The 16,294-nt window shown below is 70.1% G+C and carries 16 protein-coding genes and 3 tRNA genes; 8 read left to right on the top strand and 11 right to left on the bottom strand.

The genetic code is table 11. The annotated features are described in order from the left end of the window. Positions 1-6: 6 nt before the first annotated feature. From EV683_RS00400 to phnF, 6 genes are all read right to left on the bottom strand, one after another. Positions 7-1,719: a putative 2-aminoethylphosphonate ABC transporter permease subunit gene (locus EV683_RS00400; RefSeq protein ID WP_243694689.1), complete on the bottom strand. Its 1,713-nt coding sequence runs from the start codon at positions 1,717-1,719 to the stop codon at positions 7-9. Continuing rightward, positions 1,713-2,813: a putative 2-aminoethylphosphonate ABC transporter ATP-binding protein gene (locus EV683_RS00395; protein WP_131861263.1), complete on the bottom strand. Its 1,101-nt coding sequence runs from the start codon at positions 2,811-2,813 to the stop codon at positions 1,713-1,715. The genes EV683_RS00400 and EV683_RS00395 overlap by 7 nt, the downstream gene beginning before the upstream one ends. Positions 2,814-2,927: 114 nt before the next feature. Next, complete coding sequence (locus EV683_RS00390; protein WP_131861261.1) at positions 2,928-3,938, bottom strand: putative 2-aminoethylphosphonate ABC transporter substrate-binding protein; 1,011 nt, start codon at positions 3,936-3,938, stop codon at positions 2,928-2,930. 198 nt (positions 3,939-4,136) lie between these two features. Next, a complete protein-coding gene (phnN, locus tag EV683_RS00385) occupies positions 4,137-4,676 on the bottom strand; it encodes a phosphonate metabolism protein/1,5-bisphosphokinase (PRPP-forming) PhnN (protein WP_131861259.1) in 540 nt (179 codons plus the stop codon). Further along, positions 4,673-5,353, bottom strand: a complete 681-nt coding sequence (locus EV683_RS00380) for a DUF1045 domain-containing protein (protein ID WP_165916769.1) — start codon at positions 5,351-5,353, stop codon at positions 4,673-4,675. Before EV683_RS00380 ends, phnN begins: the two co-directional genes overlap by 4 nt. After that, the gene (phnF, locus tag EV683_RS00375) at positions 5,353-6,075 is read right to left on the bottom strand and encodes a phosphonate metabolism transcriptional regulator PhnF (protein WP_066612412.1); all 723 of its coding nucleotides are present in this window, start codon (positions 6,073-6,075) and stop codon (positions 5,353-5,355) included. Before phnF ends, EV683_RS00380 begins: the two co-directional genes overlap by 1 nt. Positions 6,076-6,253: 178 nt before the next feature. Here phnF and phnG point away from each other — a divergent pair, with 178 nt between their 5' ends. From phnG to EV683_RS00340, 7 genes are read left to right on the top strand one after another with little or no spacing between them, the layout of a single operon-like run. Beyond that, the gene (gene phnG / locus EV683_RS00370) at positions 6,254-6,703 is read left to right on the top strand and encodes a phosphonate C-P lyase system protein PhnG (RefSeq protein WP_165916768.1); all 450 of its coding nucleotides are present in this window, start codon (positions 6,254-6,256) and stop codon (positions 6,701-6,703) included. Continuing rightward, positions 6,700-7,278 (top strand): phosphonate C-P lyase system protein PhnH, encoded by a 579-nt coding sequence (phnH, locus tag EV683_RS00365; RefSeq protein ID WP_131861255.1) that lies wholly within the window; start codon positions 6,700-6,702, stop codon positions 7,276-7,278. The genes phnG and phnH overlap by 4 nt, the downstream gene beginning before the upstream one ends. After that, the gene (locus EV683_RS00360) at positions 7,279-8,370 is read left to right on the top strand and encodes a carbon-phosphorus lyase complex subunit (RefSeq protein WP_131861253.1); all 1,092 of its coding nucleotides are present in this window, start codon (positions 7,279-7,281) and stop codon (positions 8,368-8,370) included. Beyond that, positions 8,367-9,320, top strand: coding sequence for an alpha-D-ribose 1-methylphosphonate 5-phosphate C-P-lyase PhnJ (locus EV683_RS00355; protein ID WP_131861251.1), 954 nt, complete (start codon positions 8,367-8,369; stop codon positions 9,318-9,320). Before EV683_RS00360 ends, EV683_RS00355 begins: the two co-directional genes overlap by 4 nt. Continuing rightward, positions 9,317-10,087: a phosphonate C-P lyase system protein PhnK gene (gene phnK / locus EV683_RS00350; protein ID WP_066612405.1), complete on the top strand. Its 771-nt coding sequence runs from the start codon at positions 9,317-9,319 to the stop codon at positions 10,085-10,087. Before EV683_RS00355 ends, phnK begins: the two co-directional genes overlap by 4 nt. Positions 10,088-10,097: 10 nt before the next feature. After that, positions 10,098-10,811, top strand: coding sequence for a phosphonate C-P lyase system protein PhnL (gene phnL / locus EV683_RS00345; protein ID WP_131861249.1), 714 nt, complete (start codon positions 10,098-10,100; stop codon positions 10,809-10,811). Then, a complete protein-coding gene (locus EV683_RS00340) occupies positions 10,808-11,953 on the top strand; it encodes an alpha-D-ribose 1-methylphosphonate 5-triphosphate diphosphatase (RefSeq protein ID WP_131861247.1) in 1,146 nt (381 codons plus the stop codon). The genes phnL and EV683_RS00340 overlap by 4 nt, the downstream gene beginning before the upstream one ends. A gap of 112 nt (positions 11,954-12,065) precedes the next feature. Here the strand turns inward: EV683_RS00340 and EV683_RS00335 are convergent. From EV683_RS00335 to fdhD, 5 genes are all read right to left on the bottom strand, one after another. Then, positions 12,066-12,140: transfer RNA gene (locus EV683_RS00335), tRNA-Glu, on the bottom strand. A 4-nt stretch (positions 12,141-12,144) separates the two neighbouring features. After that, positions 12,145-12,221, bottom strand: a tRNA-Arg gene (locus tag EV683_RS00330). 7 nt (positions 12,222-12,228) lie between these two features. Further along, a tRNA-Ser gene (locus tag EV683_RS00325) sits at positions 12,229-12,322 on the bottom strand. 49 nt (positions 12,323-12,371) lie between these two features. Next, the gene (locus tag EV683_RS00320; protein ID WP_066612399.1) at positions 12,372-13,598 is read right to left on the bottom strand and encodes an aspartate kinase; all 1,227 of its coding nucleotides are present in this window, start codon (positions 13,596-13,598) and stop codon (positions 12,372-12,374) included. Positions 13,599-13,733: 135 nt separating this feature from the next. Further along, complete coding sequence (gene fdhD / locus EV683_RS00315; protein WP_131861245.1) at positions 13,734-14,549, bottom strand: formate dehydrogenase accessory sulfurtransferase FdhD; 816 nt, start codon at positions 14,547-14,549, stop codon at positions 13,734-13,736. A 104-nt stretch (positions 14,550-14,653) separates the two neighbouring features. Between fdhD and EV683_RS00310 the strand changes: the two genes are divergently transcribed. Then, complete coding sequence (locus EV683_RS00310; RefSeq protein ID WP_131861243.1) at positions 14,654-16,039, top strand: MFS transporter; 1,386 nt, start codon at positions 14,654-14,656, stop codon at positions 16,037-16,039. The last annotated feature ends 255 nt before the right edge of the window (positions 16,040-16,294 follow it).

The following is a 16,294-nucleotide window of genomic DNA, read 5'->3' as shown; positions in this document are numbered from 1 at the left end:
GGCCCTTTACCGGCTCTTCCAGCGCGCCTTGCGGCGCGAAACCGCCCCTTCGAGCGCCGACAGCGCCAGCGACACCGCCGCCGAGGTCGCGACGATCAGCGTCGCCATCGCCGCCGCCGCCGCGGTGTCGCCGGCGTCGTCCATCGTGACGAGGGCCACCGCCGCGACGCTGCTGTCCGGGCTGTACAGGAAGATCAGCGCCGACACGGTGGTCATCGCCGACACGAAGAAGAAGCGCGCGACGTCGATCAGCGCCGGCGTGCACACCGGCAGCGTGACCCGATACAGGGTCACCCAGAACGGCACCTTCAAGGACGCGGCGACCGCCTCGAACTCGGCGTCCAGCTGCTTGAGCGCCGTCGCCGCCGTCAGGTGGGCGGTGGTGTAGAAGTGCGCGACCGTGCACACCGCCATCAGCGCCATGCCGCCGTAGAGGCCGCGCAGCGGGTTGGCCGGATGGTTGAAGAAGAACACGTAGCCGAGGCCGAGCACCAGGCCCGGCACCGCCATCGGCAACAGCGCGAAGGCGCGCAGGACGGGCGCGACGCCGGCCGCCGCCTTGAGCTTCTCGGTCCAGTAGGCGCCGAGAAAGACCAGCGGCGCGCCGACCAGCGCCGACGCCGTCGCCAGCGTCAGGCTGTTGACGTAAGCCGACCAGCCGCCGCCGTCGACGCCGCTGAAGTCGTAGTGCGCCAGCGTGAACGACAGGTCGTACGGCCAATAGGCGAGCAAGGACGCGGCGACGCCGACGGCCAGCAGCGACACGATGGCGAACGACACCAGCGTCAGTCCGGCGAAGGCGGCGAGGTCGACGCCGCGCCGGCGCGACGGCGCGAAGGGCACCGCGCGCGCCGACAGCGCCGCCGCCTGGCGGCGCGCGAGACGGCGCTCGACGCCGAAGGTCAACAGCGCCGGCACGAGCAGCATCAGCCCGACCACCGCGCCGCGCTCGAAGTTCTGCTGGCCGATCACCTGCTTGAACGCCTCGACCGCCAGCACGTTGAAGTCGCCGCCGACCACCTTGGGCACGCCAAAGTCGGTGACGACCAGCGTGAACACCACCAGCGCCGCCGACACCAGACCGTAGCGCGCCGCCGGCAAGGTGACGCTGAAAAAGCGCCGCACGGGTCCGGCGCCGAGCACGCGCGCGGCCTCGGCCAGGCGCGCATCCGAGGCCGCCAGCGCGGTCGCGAGGATCAGGAAGGCGTGCGGAAAGGTGTAGAACACCTCGCCGGCGAGCACGCCCCAGAAACCGTACACGCTGCCGCCGACCCAGTCCTTCAAGAGGCCCTGGTTGCCGAACAGGTAAACCAGCGAGATCGCCGGCATCAGCGACGGCGCCAGCAGCGGCAGCAGCGCGACCTGGCGGAAGACGCCGCGCCCCCAGGTCGCGGTGCGCGTCAGCGCGAACGCAAAGCCGAAGGCGAGCGGCACGACGACCAGCGTCGCCGCGGCCGACACCGCGAAGCTGTTCAGCGCCGCGCGCACCAGGCCCGGCGAGCCGGCGACCTCGGCGAAGTGCGCCAGACCGACGAAGCCGCCGTCGGCGGCGAGGAAGGCGCGGCCGAGCATGGCCATCAGCGGGAAAGCGATCGCGAGCAGCAGCGCCGCGACCCAGACGAGCGGCAGGATGCGGCCGAGCAGCGCTTCCAGGTCGGGGCCGGACGCGGGCCGGGCCGGGCCGGCGCCGTCGGTCCGGCGGGCGGGCATGTTCAGCATCGCGCGCCCTCCGGGTAGGCGATCAGCCGCTCGGCCGGCAGCGCGACCGGCACGATCTGGCCGGGCACGACGGTCTGGCGCGACAGCATCGACGGGCACAGCTCGGCGGTCAGCGTCACGCCCGGCATGCCCTCGGGCGCGAGCTTGAGCCGCGTCAGCGCGCCGGCGAAGGCGACGTCGGCGACGCGCGCCAACAGCGTGTTCGGCGCGGCCTGCCAGCGCTCGCGCACCAGCACGTCTTCCGGACGCACGAACAGCGAAAAGGCGTCGCCGGCCGGCAAGGCCTGGCCGAGCACGAGCCGGTGCGAGCCGACCTCGACCACGTCGTCGGCCACGCGCCGCGCAGCCAGCCAGTTCGCTTCGCCGACGAACTCGGCGACGAAGCGGCTCGCCGGCTGGCGGTAGATCTCGGACGGCGTGCCGACCTGCTCGATGCGGCCGGCGTTCATCACGACGACCCGGTCGGCGATCGCCAGCGCCTCGGCCTGGTCGTGGGTGACCATCAGCGTCGTCACGCCGAGCTTCTTCTGCAGCCGCTTGAGCTCGTCGCGCAGCTTGTCGCGCACCCGCGCGTCGAGCGCCGACAAGGGCTCGTCGAGCAGCAGCAGCCCCGGCGAGGTCGCCAGCGCGCGGGCCAGCGCGACGCGCTGCTGCTGTCCGCCCGACAGCGCCGCCGGGTACTTGTCCTCGGCGCCGGGCAGGCCGACCAGCTCCAACAGCTCGCGCACCCGCTCGCGGTGGCGCGCGCGCTCGCGGCGCGGCGTCAGGCCGTAGGCGATGTTGTCGGCGACCGAGAGGTTGGGGAACAGCGCGTAACTCTGGAACACGATGCCGTAATCGCGACGCGCCGGCGGCAGCCGCGTGATGTCGGCGCCGTGCGCGAGCACGCGGCCGGCGTCCGGCGTGTCGAGACCGGCGACGAGGCGCAACAGCGTCGTCTTGCCGCAGCCCGAGGGGCCGAGCAGGCAGACGAACTCGCCCTTGCGGATGGCGAGCGACACGTCGTCGAGCGCGGTGAACGCGCCGTAACGGCGCGAGAGGCCGGCGACCGCGAGGTGCGGCGCGGCCGACAGGAAGGCGTCGTCGGGTTTCATGCGGGGGGGAACTCCAGAATGGCGGATCGCGTTTGCCCAAGCCGCGTGCGACCGACGGCCGGCTTGGGCAAACGGCCGGCGGCGCGCGCCGCCGGCTCGGCCAACGTTATCGGCTTACTTGGCCTCGGCCTTGCTCTCGTAGCGGCGCGACCACTCTTTCAGGATCGCGTCGCGGTGCCGGGCGGCCCAGGTGAAGTCGTTCTTCACCAGCTGCTTCTCGTAGTTGGCCGGCAGCAGCGGGTTGGGCTTGGCGACGCCCGGCATCGCGAGGACGGCGTAGTTCTTCTCGTACAGCTCCATCGCCGGACGGCTGGCGGCGAAGTCGGCCAGCCTCTGCGCGGCGGCCAGCTGCTTGGTGCCCTTGACGATCGCCGTCGCCTCCAGGTCCCAGCCCAGCCCCTCCTTCGGGAACACCAGGTCGATCGGCGCCCCCTTCTCCTTCAGTTGCGCGCCGCGGTATTCGAACGAGATGCCGATCGGGTACTCGCCGGCGGCGGCCATCTTGCACGGCTTGGAGCCGGAGTGGACATACTGCGCCATATTGACGTGCAGCTTGTCCATGTAGTCCCAGCCCTTCTTGTCGCCGAACATCTGCAGCCAGGCCGACACGTCGAGGAAGCCGGTGCCCGAAGACGCCGGGTGCGGCATCACGATCTGGTCCTTGTAGACGGGACGGGTCAGATCCATCCAGCTTTGCGGCTTGGGCAGGCCCTTCTTCGCCGCCTCGACGGTATTGAAGCAGATCGTCGCGGCCCACACGTCCATGCCGACCCAGCGCGGCGGATTCGCCCGGTCGCGGAAGGCCGGCGTGATCGACGCCAGAGACTTCGGCGCGTACGGCTGCAGCATGCCCTGGTCGGCCAGCACCTGCAGGCTGGTCGCCGCCAGACCCCACACCACGTCGGCCTTCGGATTGTTCTTCTCGGACAGCAGCTTGGCGGTGATGATGCCGGTCGACTCGCGCACGAAGCGCAGCTCGACGTCCGGGTTGGCCTTCTCGAACGCTTCCTTGTACGGCTTGATCTGGTCGGCTTCGAGCGCGGTGTAGACGGTCAGCGTGGCGGCCTGGGCGGCGGTGGCGGCCAAGGCGAGGCCGACGGCGGCGGCGAGGGTGTTCAGCGTCATGGAGGGCTCCACATTATTTAGACGTATAGACCTATTTGCGAATGCAACGGCACAGTCGAATGCCGCACAACGCCGCCCACCTTAACCCGTCCCGATGACAGACGCGTGACGCGGAGGTGACAATTCCGGCGCGAAAACCCGATACGAATCAGACGTCTAGCCAAAAGCGGACGTATGCAGCCCGACGGCCGCGCCGCTTCAGCCCCCGGCGAGGAGGCGCAGCAGCGCCTCGCCGCCCGCCTCGGGCACGCCGTCGTTGACGATCACGCGCGCGTCGTCCGGCGGCGTGAACGCGCCGGCCTCGGCCAACCTTTGCGCAATCGCCGCCGCATCCTCGCGGCCGCGCCGCGCCAGCCGCTGGGCGAGCACCGCCGGGCTCGCGGTGACGAACACCGGCACCAGCGAAGGAAAGCGTGCGCGCGCCGCCGGCAACGCCGCGCGCGAGCCGTTGACGACGACGTCGAAGCCGGCCGCGAGCCAGGCCTCGACCTCGACGCCGACGCCGTAGGCCAGCGCGTGCCGCCGCCACGTCAGCGCGAAGCAGCCGCCGGCTTCGCGCGCGTCGAACTCGGCCGGGCTCAGCGCGACGTGGTTCTCGCCGCCGGCGTCGGCCGGCCGCGTGATGTAGCGGTGCGCGAACAGCGTCGTCGAGCCGGCGAGCCGCGCGCGCGCCAGATTGATCAGCGTGTCCTTGCCGGCGCCCGACGGGCCGACCACGTACCACAGCCGCGCGCTCATCGCCCACCACCGAACGGGCAGCGCGCCAGCAGACGGAACGGGGCGTCCGGCACCGGTTCGACGAACACCGACAGCGCGTCGAAGCACAATAGCGGTGCGGCGCCGAAGTGGCGTCGCGCCGCCTCGGCCAACCTGGCGCGCTCGTCGGCCGCGCACGGCGCAGCCAGCGTGAAGTGGAAGCGGTAGTGCTCGAACAGGTGCGGGTAACCCCAGCGCGCGGTCAGCGTCTGCCGCCGTCGGTCGAACCCGGCCGCGCGGCGGCCGATTTCCGCGTCGTCCAGCGGCGCGACGAACGGCGCGAGCGTGACGGTCGCGGCGGCGGCCAGTTCGGCCAGCTCCGCCTCGGCGCCCGTCGGGCGCAGCACCGGAAAGCCGGCCAGCTCGCCGACTTCGAGCGGCACGTCGAAGGCCGCGTAGCGCGCGGCCAGGCCCGCGACCGCGTCGAGCACGGCGCGCGCGTCCGCACCCGTGGCCAGCGCAAACGGCGGCCGCACCGTCGCGTGCCAGCCGTAGCGTGCGGCGGCGCCGGTCAACGCGGCCAGGCGGTGCGGCGCGACGCCGGTCAGCGCCGGCCGTTCGAGGGGGGTGTCGTTGACCGCGTCGCGCCCCAGCCAGGCCGAGCCGCGTCGCCACAGCACGGTGTCGGCGCCGGGGGTCGCGTAGATCGCCAGCCTCATCATTCCTCCTCCATCGTCAGTTGCACCAGGTCGCCGTTGAAGCGGGTGATGCCGTATTGCACCGGCACGCCGTTCTCGTCGACGTTCAGCGACTTCACGTGCAGCACCGGCCGCGTCTTCGGGATGCCGAGCCGCTCGACCGTCTCGGCGTCCGGCAGCCGCGCGGTCACGCGCGTGAAACGGCGCGTGTAATCGGCGACGCCGTAATGCGCCAGCGTCTTCGTCACCGAGCCGAGCGCCTCGTAGACGGCCGGCAGGCCCGGAAAGCGCGCGGCCGGAAAGAACATCGTCGCCGTGTCGATCAACCGGCCGTCGACGCGGCTGACGGCGTCGACGCGGTACAGCGGCGCGCCGGCCGGCAGCGCCAACAGCGCGGCCAGCTCGGCGCTGGCCGGCAACTCGGCGGCGGCGACGAATTCGACGCTCGCCGCGCGGTTCTGCGCCGCCATGTTCTGCGAAAAGCGCGTGCGCTTGCTGATCGCGTAGTCGATCGCGTTGTCCTCGACGAAGGTGCCGCGCCCCTGCTCGACACGCAGCAGGCCGCGCTCGACCAGCGCCGACACCGCGCGGCGTATCGTGTGGCGGTTCACGCCGAAACGCTCGGCCAACTGCAGCTCGGTCGGGACGCGCTCGCCGGCGCGCAAGGCGCCGGCGGCGATGTCCTCGGCGAGCGCGGTTTCGATCTGGCGCCACACCGCGACGCCGCTGCCCCTCTCGATCATGCTTTTTCCTTTCCGGTCTGTTCTCTGTCGCCGCCCCCCGCTCCGGCGTGCATCCGGCGGCGCCGTCGGCAAAACGTCACAAAAACTTCACCGTTTCTTGCTGTTTGCCGTATCGACGCGGCGATTATGATGGATACGTCTATACGTTTATATGAATTTTTGTTGACGGGAGACCTCCATGTCCACCATCGATATTCCGACGCGGCAGCGCTGGATGCGCGCGCTGGCCCTGTCGCCGCGCGCTGCGCTCGAATCCGGCCTGGCGCCGCACCTGCCGCCGCCCGACGCCTGCCGCTGGCTGCGCCGGCCGCAAACCGGCCTCGTGATGGTCGAGGCCCGCAGCGGCGGCAGCGGCGCGCGCTTCAACCTCGGCGAGCTCAGCGTCACCCGCGCCAGCGTCGCCGTCGGCGAGCGGGTCGGCCACGCCTGGATCGGCGGCGGCGACGCGCGCCACGCGGAGCTGGCGGCGCTGGCCGACGCGCTGCTGCAGGACGACGCCCGCCACGCCGAACTGATGGCCGGCGTGATCGCGCCGCTGGAAGACGCGATCGCCGCGCGACGCGCGTCCGCCAGCCGCGCCGCCGCCGCCAGCCGCGTCGAATTCTTCACCATGGTCAGGGGGGAATGATGCTCACCGCCGCCTTCGCCCAGCCGGTCGACGACGCCCAGGCCACCTTCCGCACGCTGCTGTCGGCGCTGTCCGAGCCGCTGTTGCCGCGCGCGCTGCCGGTCTTTCCCGACGCCCCCGCCGGCGTTTCGCCGGCCGCCGCCGCGCTGCTGTTGACGCTCGCCGACGCCGACACCGCCGTCTGGCTGCCGGACGGGCTCGCCGACGCCGCCGCCTGGTTGCGCTTTCACGCCGGCTGCGTGCTCGTGAGCGACATCGCCGTCGCCGACTTCGTCTACCTGCCGCAGCGCAGCGCGCTGCCCGACTTGCCGACGCTCAAGCGCGGCAGCGCCGACTACCCCGACCGCTCGGCGACGCTGATCGTCGACGTCGCCGGCTTCGATCGTGCCGCCGGCGTCACCGGCAGCGGCCCCGGCTTCGCCGCGCCGCGCCGCCTCGGCATCCAGGGCCTGGCCGGGGACTTCTGGCCGCAGTGGACCCGCGCCAACTGCGCCTTCCCTCTCGGGATCGACGCCTTCTTCGTCGCGCGCGACGCCGTCGTCGGCCTGCCGCGCACCACCCGTCTGGAGCTTTGAATGTACGTCGCCGTCAAGGGCGGGGAAACCGCCATTCTCAACAGCTACCGGCTGCTCGCCCGGGCACGGCGCGGCGATGCCGCCGTGCCCGAGCTGAGCCTTGCGCAGATCAAGGGGCAGTTGCGCCACGCGGTCGACCGCGTGATGCAGGAAGGCTCGCTGTTCGACCCGGAGCTGGCCGCGCTCGCGCTCAAGCAGGCGGCCGGCGACACGCAGGAGGCGGTCTTCCTCTTGCGCGCCTTCCGCACCACCCTGCCGCGCTTCGGCTACAGCGTGCCGCTCGACACCGCGGCGATGCGCGTGCGCCGGCGCGTGTCGGGCACCTTCAAGGACGTGCCCGGCGGCCAGGTACTCGGCCCCACCGCCGACTACACGCAGCGCCTACTCGACTTCTCGCTGGCCGGGACCGGCTCGGCCAACCTTGAAGAGCCCACCGCCTTGGCCGAACCGCTGCCCGAACGACTGCCTTGCGTGCTCGACGTGCTGAACCGCGAGGGCCTGATCGAGCCCGAAACCCCTCCGCCCGGCGACCCGGCGCCGACCGACCTGACGCGCGAGCCCTTGATGTTCCCGGCCGCACGCGCCACAAGGCTGCAAAACCTCGCGCGCGGCGACGAGGGCTGGCTGCTCGGCCTCGCCTATTCGACGCAGCGCGGCTACGCCGAAAGCCACCCGTTCGCCGGCGAGATCCGCATGGGCGAGGTCACCGTGTCGATCGCCCCCGAGGAGCTCGGCTTCGCGGTCGACATCGGCGAGATCACGCTGACCGAATGCCAGATGATCAACCAGTTTGCCGGCAACGGCAGCGCGCCGCCGCAATTCACGCGCGGCTACGGCCTCGTCGTCGGCGAAGCCGAGCGCAAGGCGATGGCGATGGCGCTGGTCGACCGCTCCTTGCGCGCGCCGGAGCTTGGCGAAACCGCGCACGCGCCGGCGCAGCAGGCCGAGTTCGTGCTGTGCCACAGCGACAACGTCGAGGCGTCCGGCTTCGTCCAGCACCTGAAACTGCCGCACTACGTCGACTTCCAGGCCGAGCTGTCGCTGCTGCGCACGCTGCGCGCCGGCTTCGACGCGAAAGGAGACGCGCAATGAAGCATTCGACTTCTTGCAAGCCGCAGACGGGTCTGCATCGCGAAGGCGGGCGAGCTGCGACGGGACCGTACTCGCCGTACGGCGAGGAGGCGCACAGCGACGCCGACAAGGCGTCCAATTGGCGTTACAACTTCGGCTATCTGGACGAGAACACCAAGCGCATGCTGCGCCGCGGCCTGTTGAAGGCGGTCGCCATCCCCGGCTACCAGGTGCCGTTCGGCAGCCGCGAGATGCCGCTGCCCTACGGCTGGGGCACCGGCGGCATCCAGCTCACCGCGAGCCTGATCGGCCGGCAGGACGTGTTGAAGGTGATCGACCAGGGCGCCGACGACACCACCAACGCGGTCAACATCCGCCGCTTCTTCGGCCGCGTCTGCGGCGTCGACACCACCGAGAAGAGCGCCGACGCGACGCTGATCCAGACCCGCCACCGCATCCCCGAGACGCCGCTCAAGGCCGGCCAGATCGTGGTGTTCCAGGTGCCCGAGCCCGAACCGCTGCGCCTGCTCGAGGCGAGCGAGGTCGAGACGCGCAAGCTGCACGCGCACCAGGAATACGGGCTGATGCACGTCAAGCTCTACGAGGACATCGCGCGCTTCGGCCATATCGCGACCAGCTACGACTACCCGGTGCGCGTCAACGGCAGGTATCTGGCGTCGCCGTCGCCGATCCCGAAGTTCGACAACCCCAAGCTGCACCAGAGCCCGGCGCTGCTGCTGTTCGGCGCCGGCCGCGAAAAGCGGCTGTACGCGATCCCGCCGTACACCGACGTCGACAGCCTCGCCTTCGACGACCACCCGTTCGAGATACAGGCCTGGGACACGTCGTGCGCGCTGTGCGGCTCGCACGACTCGTATCTGGACGAAATCGTCACCGACGACGCCGGCAGCCGGATGTTCGTCTGCTCGGACACCGACTACTGCACCAGCCGCCGGGAGGATGCGCGATGAAACCGATCCTGCAAGTGAAGCAGCTCGCCAAGCGCTATGGCGACCGCTACGGCTGTCGCGACGTGAACTTCGAACTGTACGAGGGCGAGGTGCTGTGCATCGTCGGCGAGTCGGGCTCGGGCAAGTCGACACTGCTCGCGACGCTCGCCGGCCGGCTCGCCGCCGACGAGGGCGAGGTGACGTTCCGCGATGCGAACGGCGACTGGCACGAACTGAGCACGTTGGCCGAGGCCGAGCGGCGCCGGCTGGCGCGCACCGAGTGGGGCTTCGTCACCCAGCACGCGCGCGACGGGCTGCGCATGGGCGTGTCGGCCGGCGCCAACGTCAGCGAACGGCTGATGGCGCTCGGCCACCGTCACTACGGCCAGCTGCGCGCGACCGCCGCCGAATGGCTGGAAAAGGTCGAGATCGGCGCCGAACGGCTCGACGATCCGCCGTCGCGCTTTTCCGGCGGCATGCAACAGCGGCTGCAGATCGCGCGCAACCTGGTGACCCGCCCCCGCCTCGTGTTCATGGACGAGCCGACCGGCGGCCTCGACGTGTCGGTGCAGGCGCGGTTTCTGGACCTGCTGCGCCGCCTCGTCCACGAGTCGGGCGTCGCGGTGATCATGGTCACGCACGACCTGGGCGTCGCGCGGCTGCTGGCGCACCGCACGCTGGTGATGCAGCAAGGCCGCGTGGTCGAGGCCGGCCTGACCGACCAGATCCTCGACGACCCGCAGCATCCGTACACGCAGCTTTTGGTGTCGTCGATCGTCCAGGCATAAGGAAACCGTCATGACCCTACTGATAGCCGCCCGGCAGCTGTCGAAAACCTTCGTGCTGCACCAGCAGGACGGCCTCGAACTGCCGGTGCTCGCCGACGTGTCGCTCGAGGTACACGCCGGCGAATGCGTCGCGCTCACCGGCCCGTCGGGCGCCGGCAAGAGCACGCTGCTGAAGGCGCTGTACGCGAACTATCTGGTGCAACACGGCACGCTCAATATCCTTCGCCACGGCCGCTGGATCGACATGGCGCGCGCGGCGCCGCACGAGATCGTCGCGGTGCGGCGCGACACGCTCGGCTACGTCAGCCAGTTCCTGCGCGTGATCCCGCGCGTGTCGGCGCTCGACATCGTCGCCGAACCGCTGATCGAACAGGGCGAGGAGCGCGAGACGGCTCGCGAGCGGGCCGGCGCGCTGCTCGAAAGGCTCAACATCGCCGAGCGGCTGTGGAACCTGCCGCCGGCGACCTTCTCCGGCGGCGAACAGCAGCGCGTCAACATCGCGCGCGGGCTGGTCGCGCCACGCCCGGTGCTGCTCCTGGACGAGCCGACCGCCTCGCTCGACGCCGCCAACCGCGCGGTGGTGGTCGAACTGATGCGCGAAGCGAAGGCGCGCGGCGCCGCGCTCGTCGGCATCTTCCACGACGAGGCGACGCGCGACGCGATCGCCGACCGACTGTTCACCGTGCCGCTCGCGCGGCGCCACACCAAGGAAATCGCAACATGAACACCCTGACCCTCTGCAACGCCCGCATCGTGCTGGAACACGACGTGATCGAATGCGGCACGCTGGTGATCGACGGCGGCTTGATCGCCGAGATTCGCGCGGGCTCGGGCCAGCCCGACGGCGCGATCGACTGCGGCGGCGACGACCTGTTGCCCGGCCTGGTCGAGATCCACACCGACAACCTCGAAAAGCACCTGATGCCGCGCAACGGCGCGTTGTGGCCGAGCCTGCCGGCGGTGATCGTGCACGACGCGCAATGCGCCGCGGCCGGCATCACCACCGTATTCGACGCGCTGTCGGTCGGCGACCTCGAGGGCGAGAGCGTGCGGCTCGACACCCTGCACAGCTCGTTCGCCGCGATCGACGCGGCGCAGGCGCAGGACGTGCTGCGCGCCGAACACTTCTTCCACCTGCGCTGCGAGCTCGCCTACCCCGGCTTGTTGGCCGAGCTTGCGCCGCTGATCGACCACCCGGCGGTCAAGCTGATCTCGGTGATGGACCACACGCCGGGCCAGCGCCAGTACCGCGACCTCGATCAGTACAAGAAGTACTACGCGAAGAAGCAGGTCGCGTGGAACGACGACACCTTCCTCGCCGCCGTCGACGAGCGGCGCGCGCTGCAGGCCGAATACTCGGCCAGACACCAGCAGGCGGTGGTCGAGCTCGCCCACGCGCGCGGCATCGCGCTGGCCAGCCACGACGACACCGACGCGGCGCACATCGCCGTCGCGGTGCGCGACGGCGTCGCGATCTCGGAATTCCCGACCACGCTGGAGGCGGCGCGCGCGGCGCGCGCGGCCAGGCTTTATACGGTGATGGGCGCGCCGAACGTGGTGCGCGGCGGCTCGCACTCGGGCAACGTCGCGGCGGTCGAACTGGCGCGCGCCGACCTGCTCGACATCCTGTCGTCCGACTACGTGCCGGCCAGCCTGCTGCACGCGGCCTACCTCCTGACCGAACAGGCCGGCTGGAGCCTCGCGAAGGCGGTGGCGACCGTCTCGGCGCGGCCGGCGCGCGCCGTCGGCCTCGCCGACCGCGGCACGCTCGCCGCCGGCTACCGCGCCGACGTGGTGCGCGTACGCCGCGTCGGCGGCCTGCCGGTGGTGCAGTCGGTGTGGCGCGGCGGCCGGCAGGTGTTCTGAGGCCGGCGGCGCGGCTGCGGGCCCGGACGGGTTCGCGGCCGCGAGCGCGCAGGAAGCGCCGGAGCAAAAACGCAAAAAAGCCAGCGCTGAGCGCTGGCTTTTTCGTTGAAACTGGCGTCCCCACGGGGAATCGAACCCCGGCTACCGCCGTGAAAGGGCGGTGTTCTAACCGCTAAACTATAGGGACTGTGTGGCGCACCCGGAGCGATTCGAACGCCCGACCCTCTGGTTCGTAGCCAGATACTCTATCCAACTGAGCTACGGGTGCGCTGTTGTGGCGGAGAAAGAGGGATTCGAACCCTCGATACAGGTTTAAGCCCGTATGCTTCCTTAGCAGGGAAGTGCCTTCGACCACTCGGCCATTTCTCCGCAACAGAGGCGCCAATATTAAATAGCCCGGCGCCTCATGTCAAGCGCTTCAAGCTGCCTGATCGAGACCGAACGCCTTGTGCAGCACGCGAACGGCCAGTTCCAGGTATTTCTCGTCGATCAGCACCGACACCTTGATCTCGGAGGTCGAGATCATCTGGATGTTGATGCCCTCTTCGGCCAGCGTGCGGAACATCGTCGACGCGATGCCGGTGTGCGAGCGCATGCCGACGCCGACGATCGAGATCTTGGCGATCTTGTCGTCCGACTCGATCTTGGCGGCGCCGACGTGGGTCTGCATCTCGCGCAGGATGGCCAGCGCGCGGTTGGCTTCGCCGCGCGGCACGGTGAACGAGAAGTCGGTGGTGCCGTTCTCGCCGACGTTCTGGATGATCATGTCGACTTCGATGTTCGCGTCGGCGATCGGGCCGAGGATCTGGTAGGCGATGCCCGGACGGTCCGGCACGCCTTTTACGTTGATACGGGCTTCGTTGCGGTCAAACGCGATGCCGGCGACGACGGCTTTTTCCATGTTTTCATCTTCCTCGAACGTGATCAGGGTGCCTTCGCCTTCCTCCTCGAAACTGGAGAGCACGCGCAGGCGCACCTTGTACTTGCCGGCGAATTCCACCGAGCGGATCTGCAGCACCTTGGAGCCCAGGCTCGCCATCTCGATCATCTCCTCGAAGGTGATGGTCTTGAGGCGGCGGGCTTCCGGCACCACGCGCGGGTCGGTGGTGTAGACGCCGTCGACGTCGGTGTAGATCTGGCATTCGTCGGCCTTGAGCGCGGCGGCGAGCGCCACCGCCGAGGTGTCCGAACCGCCACGGCCGAGGGTGGTGATGTTGTTGGCCTCGTCGACACCCTGGAAGCCGGCGACGATGACGACGCGGCCCTCGGCGAGGTCGGCGCGCATCGCGTCCTCGTCGATGCTCTGGATACGGGCCTTGTTGAACGACGAATCGGTGGTGACCTTGACCTGCCAGCCGGTGTAGCTCTTGGCGTCGACGCCGATCTCCTTCAGCGCCATCGCCAACAGGCCGATGGTGACCTGTTCGCCGGTGGAGATGATCACGTCGAGTTCGCGGGGGTCGGGATAGTCTTGGATCTCTTTGGCCAGCGCGATCAGGCGGTTGGTTTCGCCGCTCATGGCGGAAACGGCGACCACCACGTCATGACCCTGCGCCTTCCATTTGGCGATACGCCGGGCCACGTTCTTGATGCGCTCCGTGGTGCCCATGGACGTGCCGCCGTATTTTTGTACGATGAGTGCCATGCTTGCTTCTTGTGCAATGGTTATAAAAATGTCGAACGACGATTCTGACCCTATCTTCGTCCCAAAAGCAAGGGAGGATTGGCCATCGTCGGCGCGCCGCGCCCGCTCGGCGCGCGCGCCATGACGGACGCGGGCTCAGCGTGGCCCGGCCACACGGCTGGAATGGGTGTAGACGTTGGCGCGCCCCGGCCGCGCGAAGCCGATCAGCGTCAGTCCGAGCCGCCCGGCCAGCTCGACCGCGAGCGCGGTCGGCGCCGACACCGCGGCGAGGATCTCGACGCCGCAGCAGGCCGCCTTGTGCGCCATCTCGTAGCTGGCGCGGCTGGTGACCAGCGCCGCGCCGGCCCGGGCGCCGCCGCGGGCGCGCCAGCCGAGCAGCTTGTCGAGCGCGACGTGGCGACCGACGTCCTCGAACACCGCTTCGAGCGCGCCGTCGGGCGCCAGCCACGCGGCGGCGTGCGCGGCGCCGGTCGCCGCGTTCAAGGGCTGCGCCGCCGCCAGCGCGGCCAGGCCCGCCTGCAGCGCGTCGAGCGACAGCGTCGCGCTGAACGGCAACGGCGGCAGCGGCCGCAGCACCTCGGCCAACCGTTCGACGCCGCACAGGCCGCAGCCGGTGCGTCCGGCGAGCTGGCGGCGGCGCGCCTTAAGCGCCATGAAGTCGGCGGCGGCCAGTTCGATACGCGCCTCGACACCGCCGGCGACCGCCACGATCTCGACGTCGTAGACGTTGGCCGGGCAGGCGGCGATGCCCTCCGACAGCGAAAAGCCGAGCGCGAACAGCTCGAGTTCGGTCGGCGTCGCCATCATCACCGCGTGCGCGACGCCGTTGTAGACCAGCGCGACCGGCACCTCCGCGATCAGCGCGTCGTCGGCCCAGTCGCCAGGCCCGCGCCAGACCGGAAGGCGGGCGCGGTCGGGCAGATTGTCGGCGGCGGGGTCGGTGGGGGTCATGGCGGTCGGCATGGACGGAATGCCCGCATTCTGGTCGCGCGTCGTGCGCGCGGCAAGCGCGACGGCGGCTTGCGGCGCCCCGCCGGCTCGGCCATGCTTTGCGCATGACCCTTTCCCCGCCCCCCGGCGCCGACCTTTACCCGCGCGGCCGGCTCTACCCGCTGATCCTGCTGTGCGCCGGCGTCGAGTTCTTCGGCGTGCAGGCTTACGCCTTCGGCGCGCACAGCCTGAGCGTCGGCCTCGGCCTGACGCCGGCCGAGTTCGCGCTCGCGTCGACCGTCTACACGGTCGCCTGCATCGCGGCGATCTTCAAGCACCAGTGGGCGACCGGGCGCTTCGGCTACCGGCGCTACCTGCTGGTCTCGACGGCGGTCTACGTCGCCGCCTCGCTGCTGTGCGCGGCGAGCGACGGGTTGGCGTCGTTCTGTGCCGCGCGCTTCCTGCAGGGACTCGGCGGCGGCGGCCTGTTCCTGTCCTCAAGGCTGATGTGCAACCTGTTCCTGCCACCCGACAAGCGGCTGACCGGCGTGATGTGGATGTCGCACGGCATCCTGCTGGTGCCGGTGTTCGCGCCGCTGTCGACCGCCCTGCTCGGCGAATGGTTCGGCCACCGTGCGCTGTTCGTGCAGATGGCGGCGCTCGGCGCGCTGCTGTGGTGGACGGCCTGGCGCGCGCTGCCGCGCGAACCGGCGTCGGCCGAAGGCGCGCGCGGCCATTCGCCGGCGACGGCGCTCGCCTTCGCCGTCGCCGTCGTCGCGATCGAACTGATGCTGCAGGGTTTCGCCTGGGTCGACCTGTACGCGCACGAGCTGCTGTCGCTGCTGCCGCTGCTCGCGCTGCTCGGCCTGACGCTCTACTACCTGCGCGAGCGGCGGCAAGAGCGCCCCTGGCTGGACCCGCGCGTGCTCGCCGACCGGCCCTTCGTCGTCGGCGGCCTGCTGAGCTTTTTCTTCTACCTGGTGATCGTCGAATTCCACTACACCGCGCCGCTGCTCGGGCGCGGCCTCGGACTGTCGTGGTGGGCGATCGGCGGCCTCTTGACGCTGTTCAACCTGTCGGCCTACGCCAGCTACTGGCTGTTCCAGAAAAAGAGCGACCCGGCCGGACGGCTAAAGGGCTGGATGACGGGCGGCGTCGCCGCGATGGGCGCGGGCTGCCTGATGCTCGCCTGGTTGCCGTCCGAGCCGCGCTGGCTCTACGCGCTGCCCATCGTGCTGCAGTCCTGCTTCGCGGTCTTCGTCATCATCCCGCTGTCGATCAGGATGTTCCGCAACCTCTCCGGCGACTTCTACAGCCACGGCTACCGCACGCGGCTGATCATGGGCAAGGTCGCCGCCAGCCTCGCGATCAGCGGCGCGGCGCTGGCCGTCGAGCGCCGGCAGGCGCTCGGCATGACGCTGCTGGAAGCCAGCCAGCGCCAGTTCCTGTGGCTGGCGCTGATCTGCGCCCTCTTCCTGCTGCTGATCGAGCGACAGCAATCGATAGAGTGAAGCCGCCAGGGCCGTTCGCTGCGCACAAGGCTTGCTTTCTCGGTACCGCGCTTTTCTGCCTGTTTTTCTTCTTTCTGCGCCGTTTTACAAAATGTTGCATAGCGGGCTGATCGACGCCTGAAAACTCCGCATGCCCGTCTAACATTCAATTAATTCTGTCTGCACAAATATTTGCAAATCAGCCTCGGCCGACCTTGTCGCGCCAACCGACGGCATCAAGAACCATGACAACGCATCAGCATGCCGAGCCAGACC

Origin of the sequence: Crenobacter luteus (assembly GCF_004345725.1) — a bacterium.
Taxonomy (GTDB): domain Bacteria; phylum Pseudomonadota; class Gammaproteobacteria; order Burkholderiales; family Chromobacteriaceae; genus Crenobacter; species Crenobacter luteus.
Note: the sequence above shows the minus strand (reverse complement) of the source record. Positions and strands in the feature narration are given on the sequence as shown.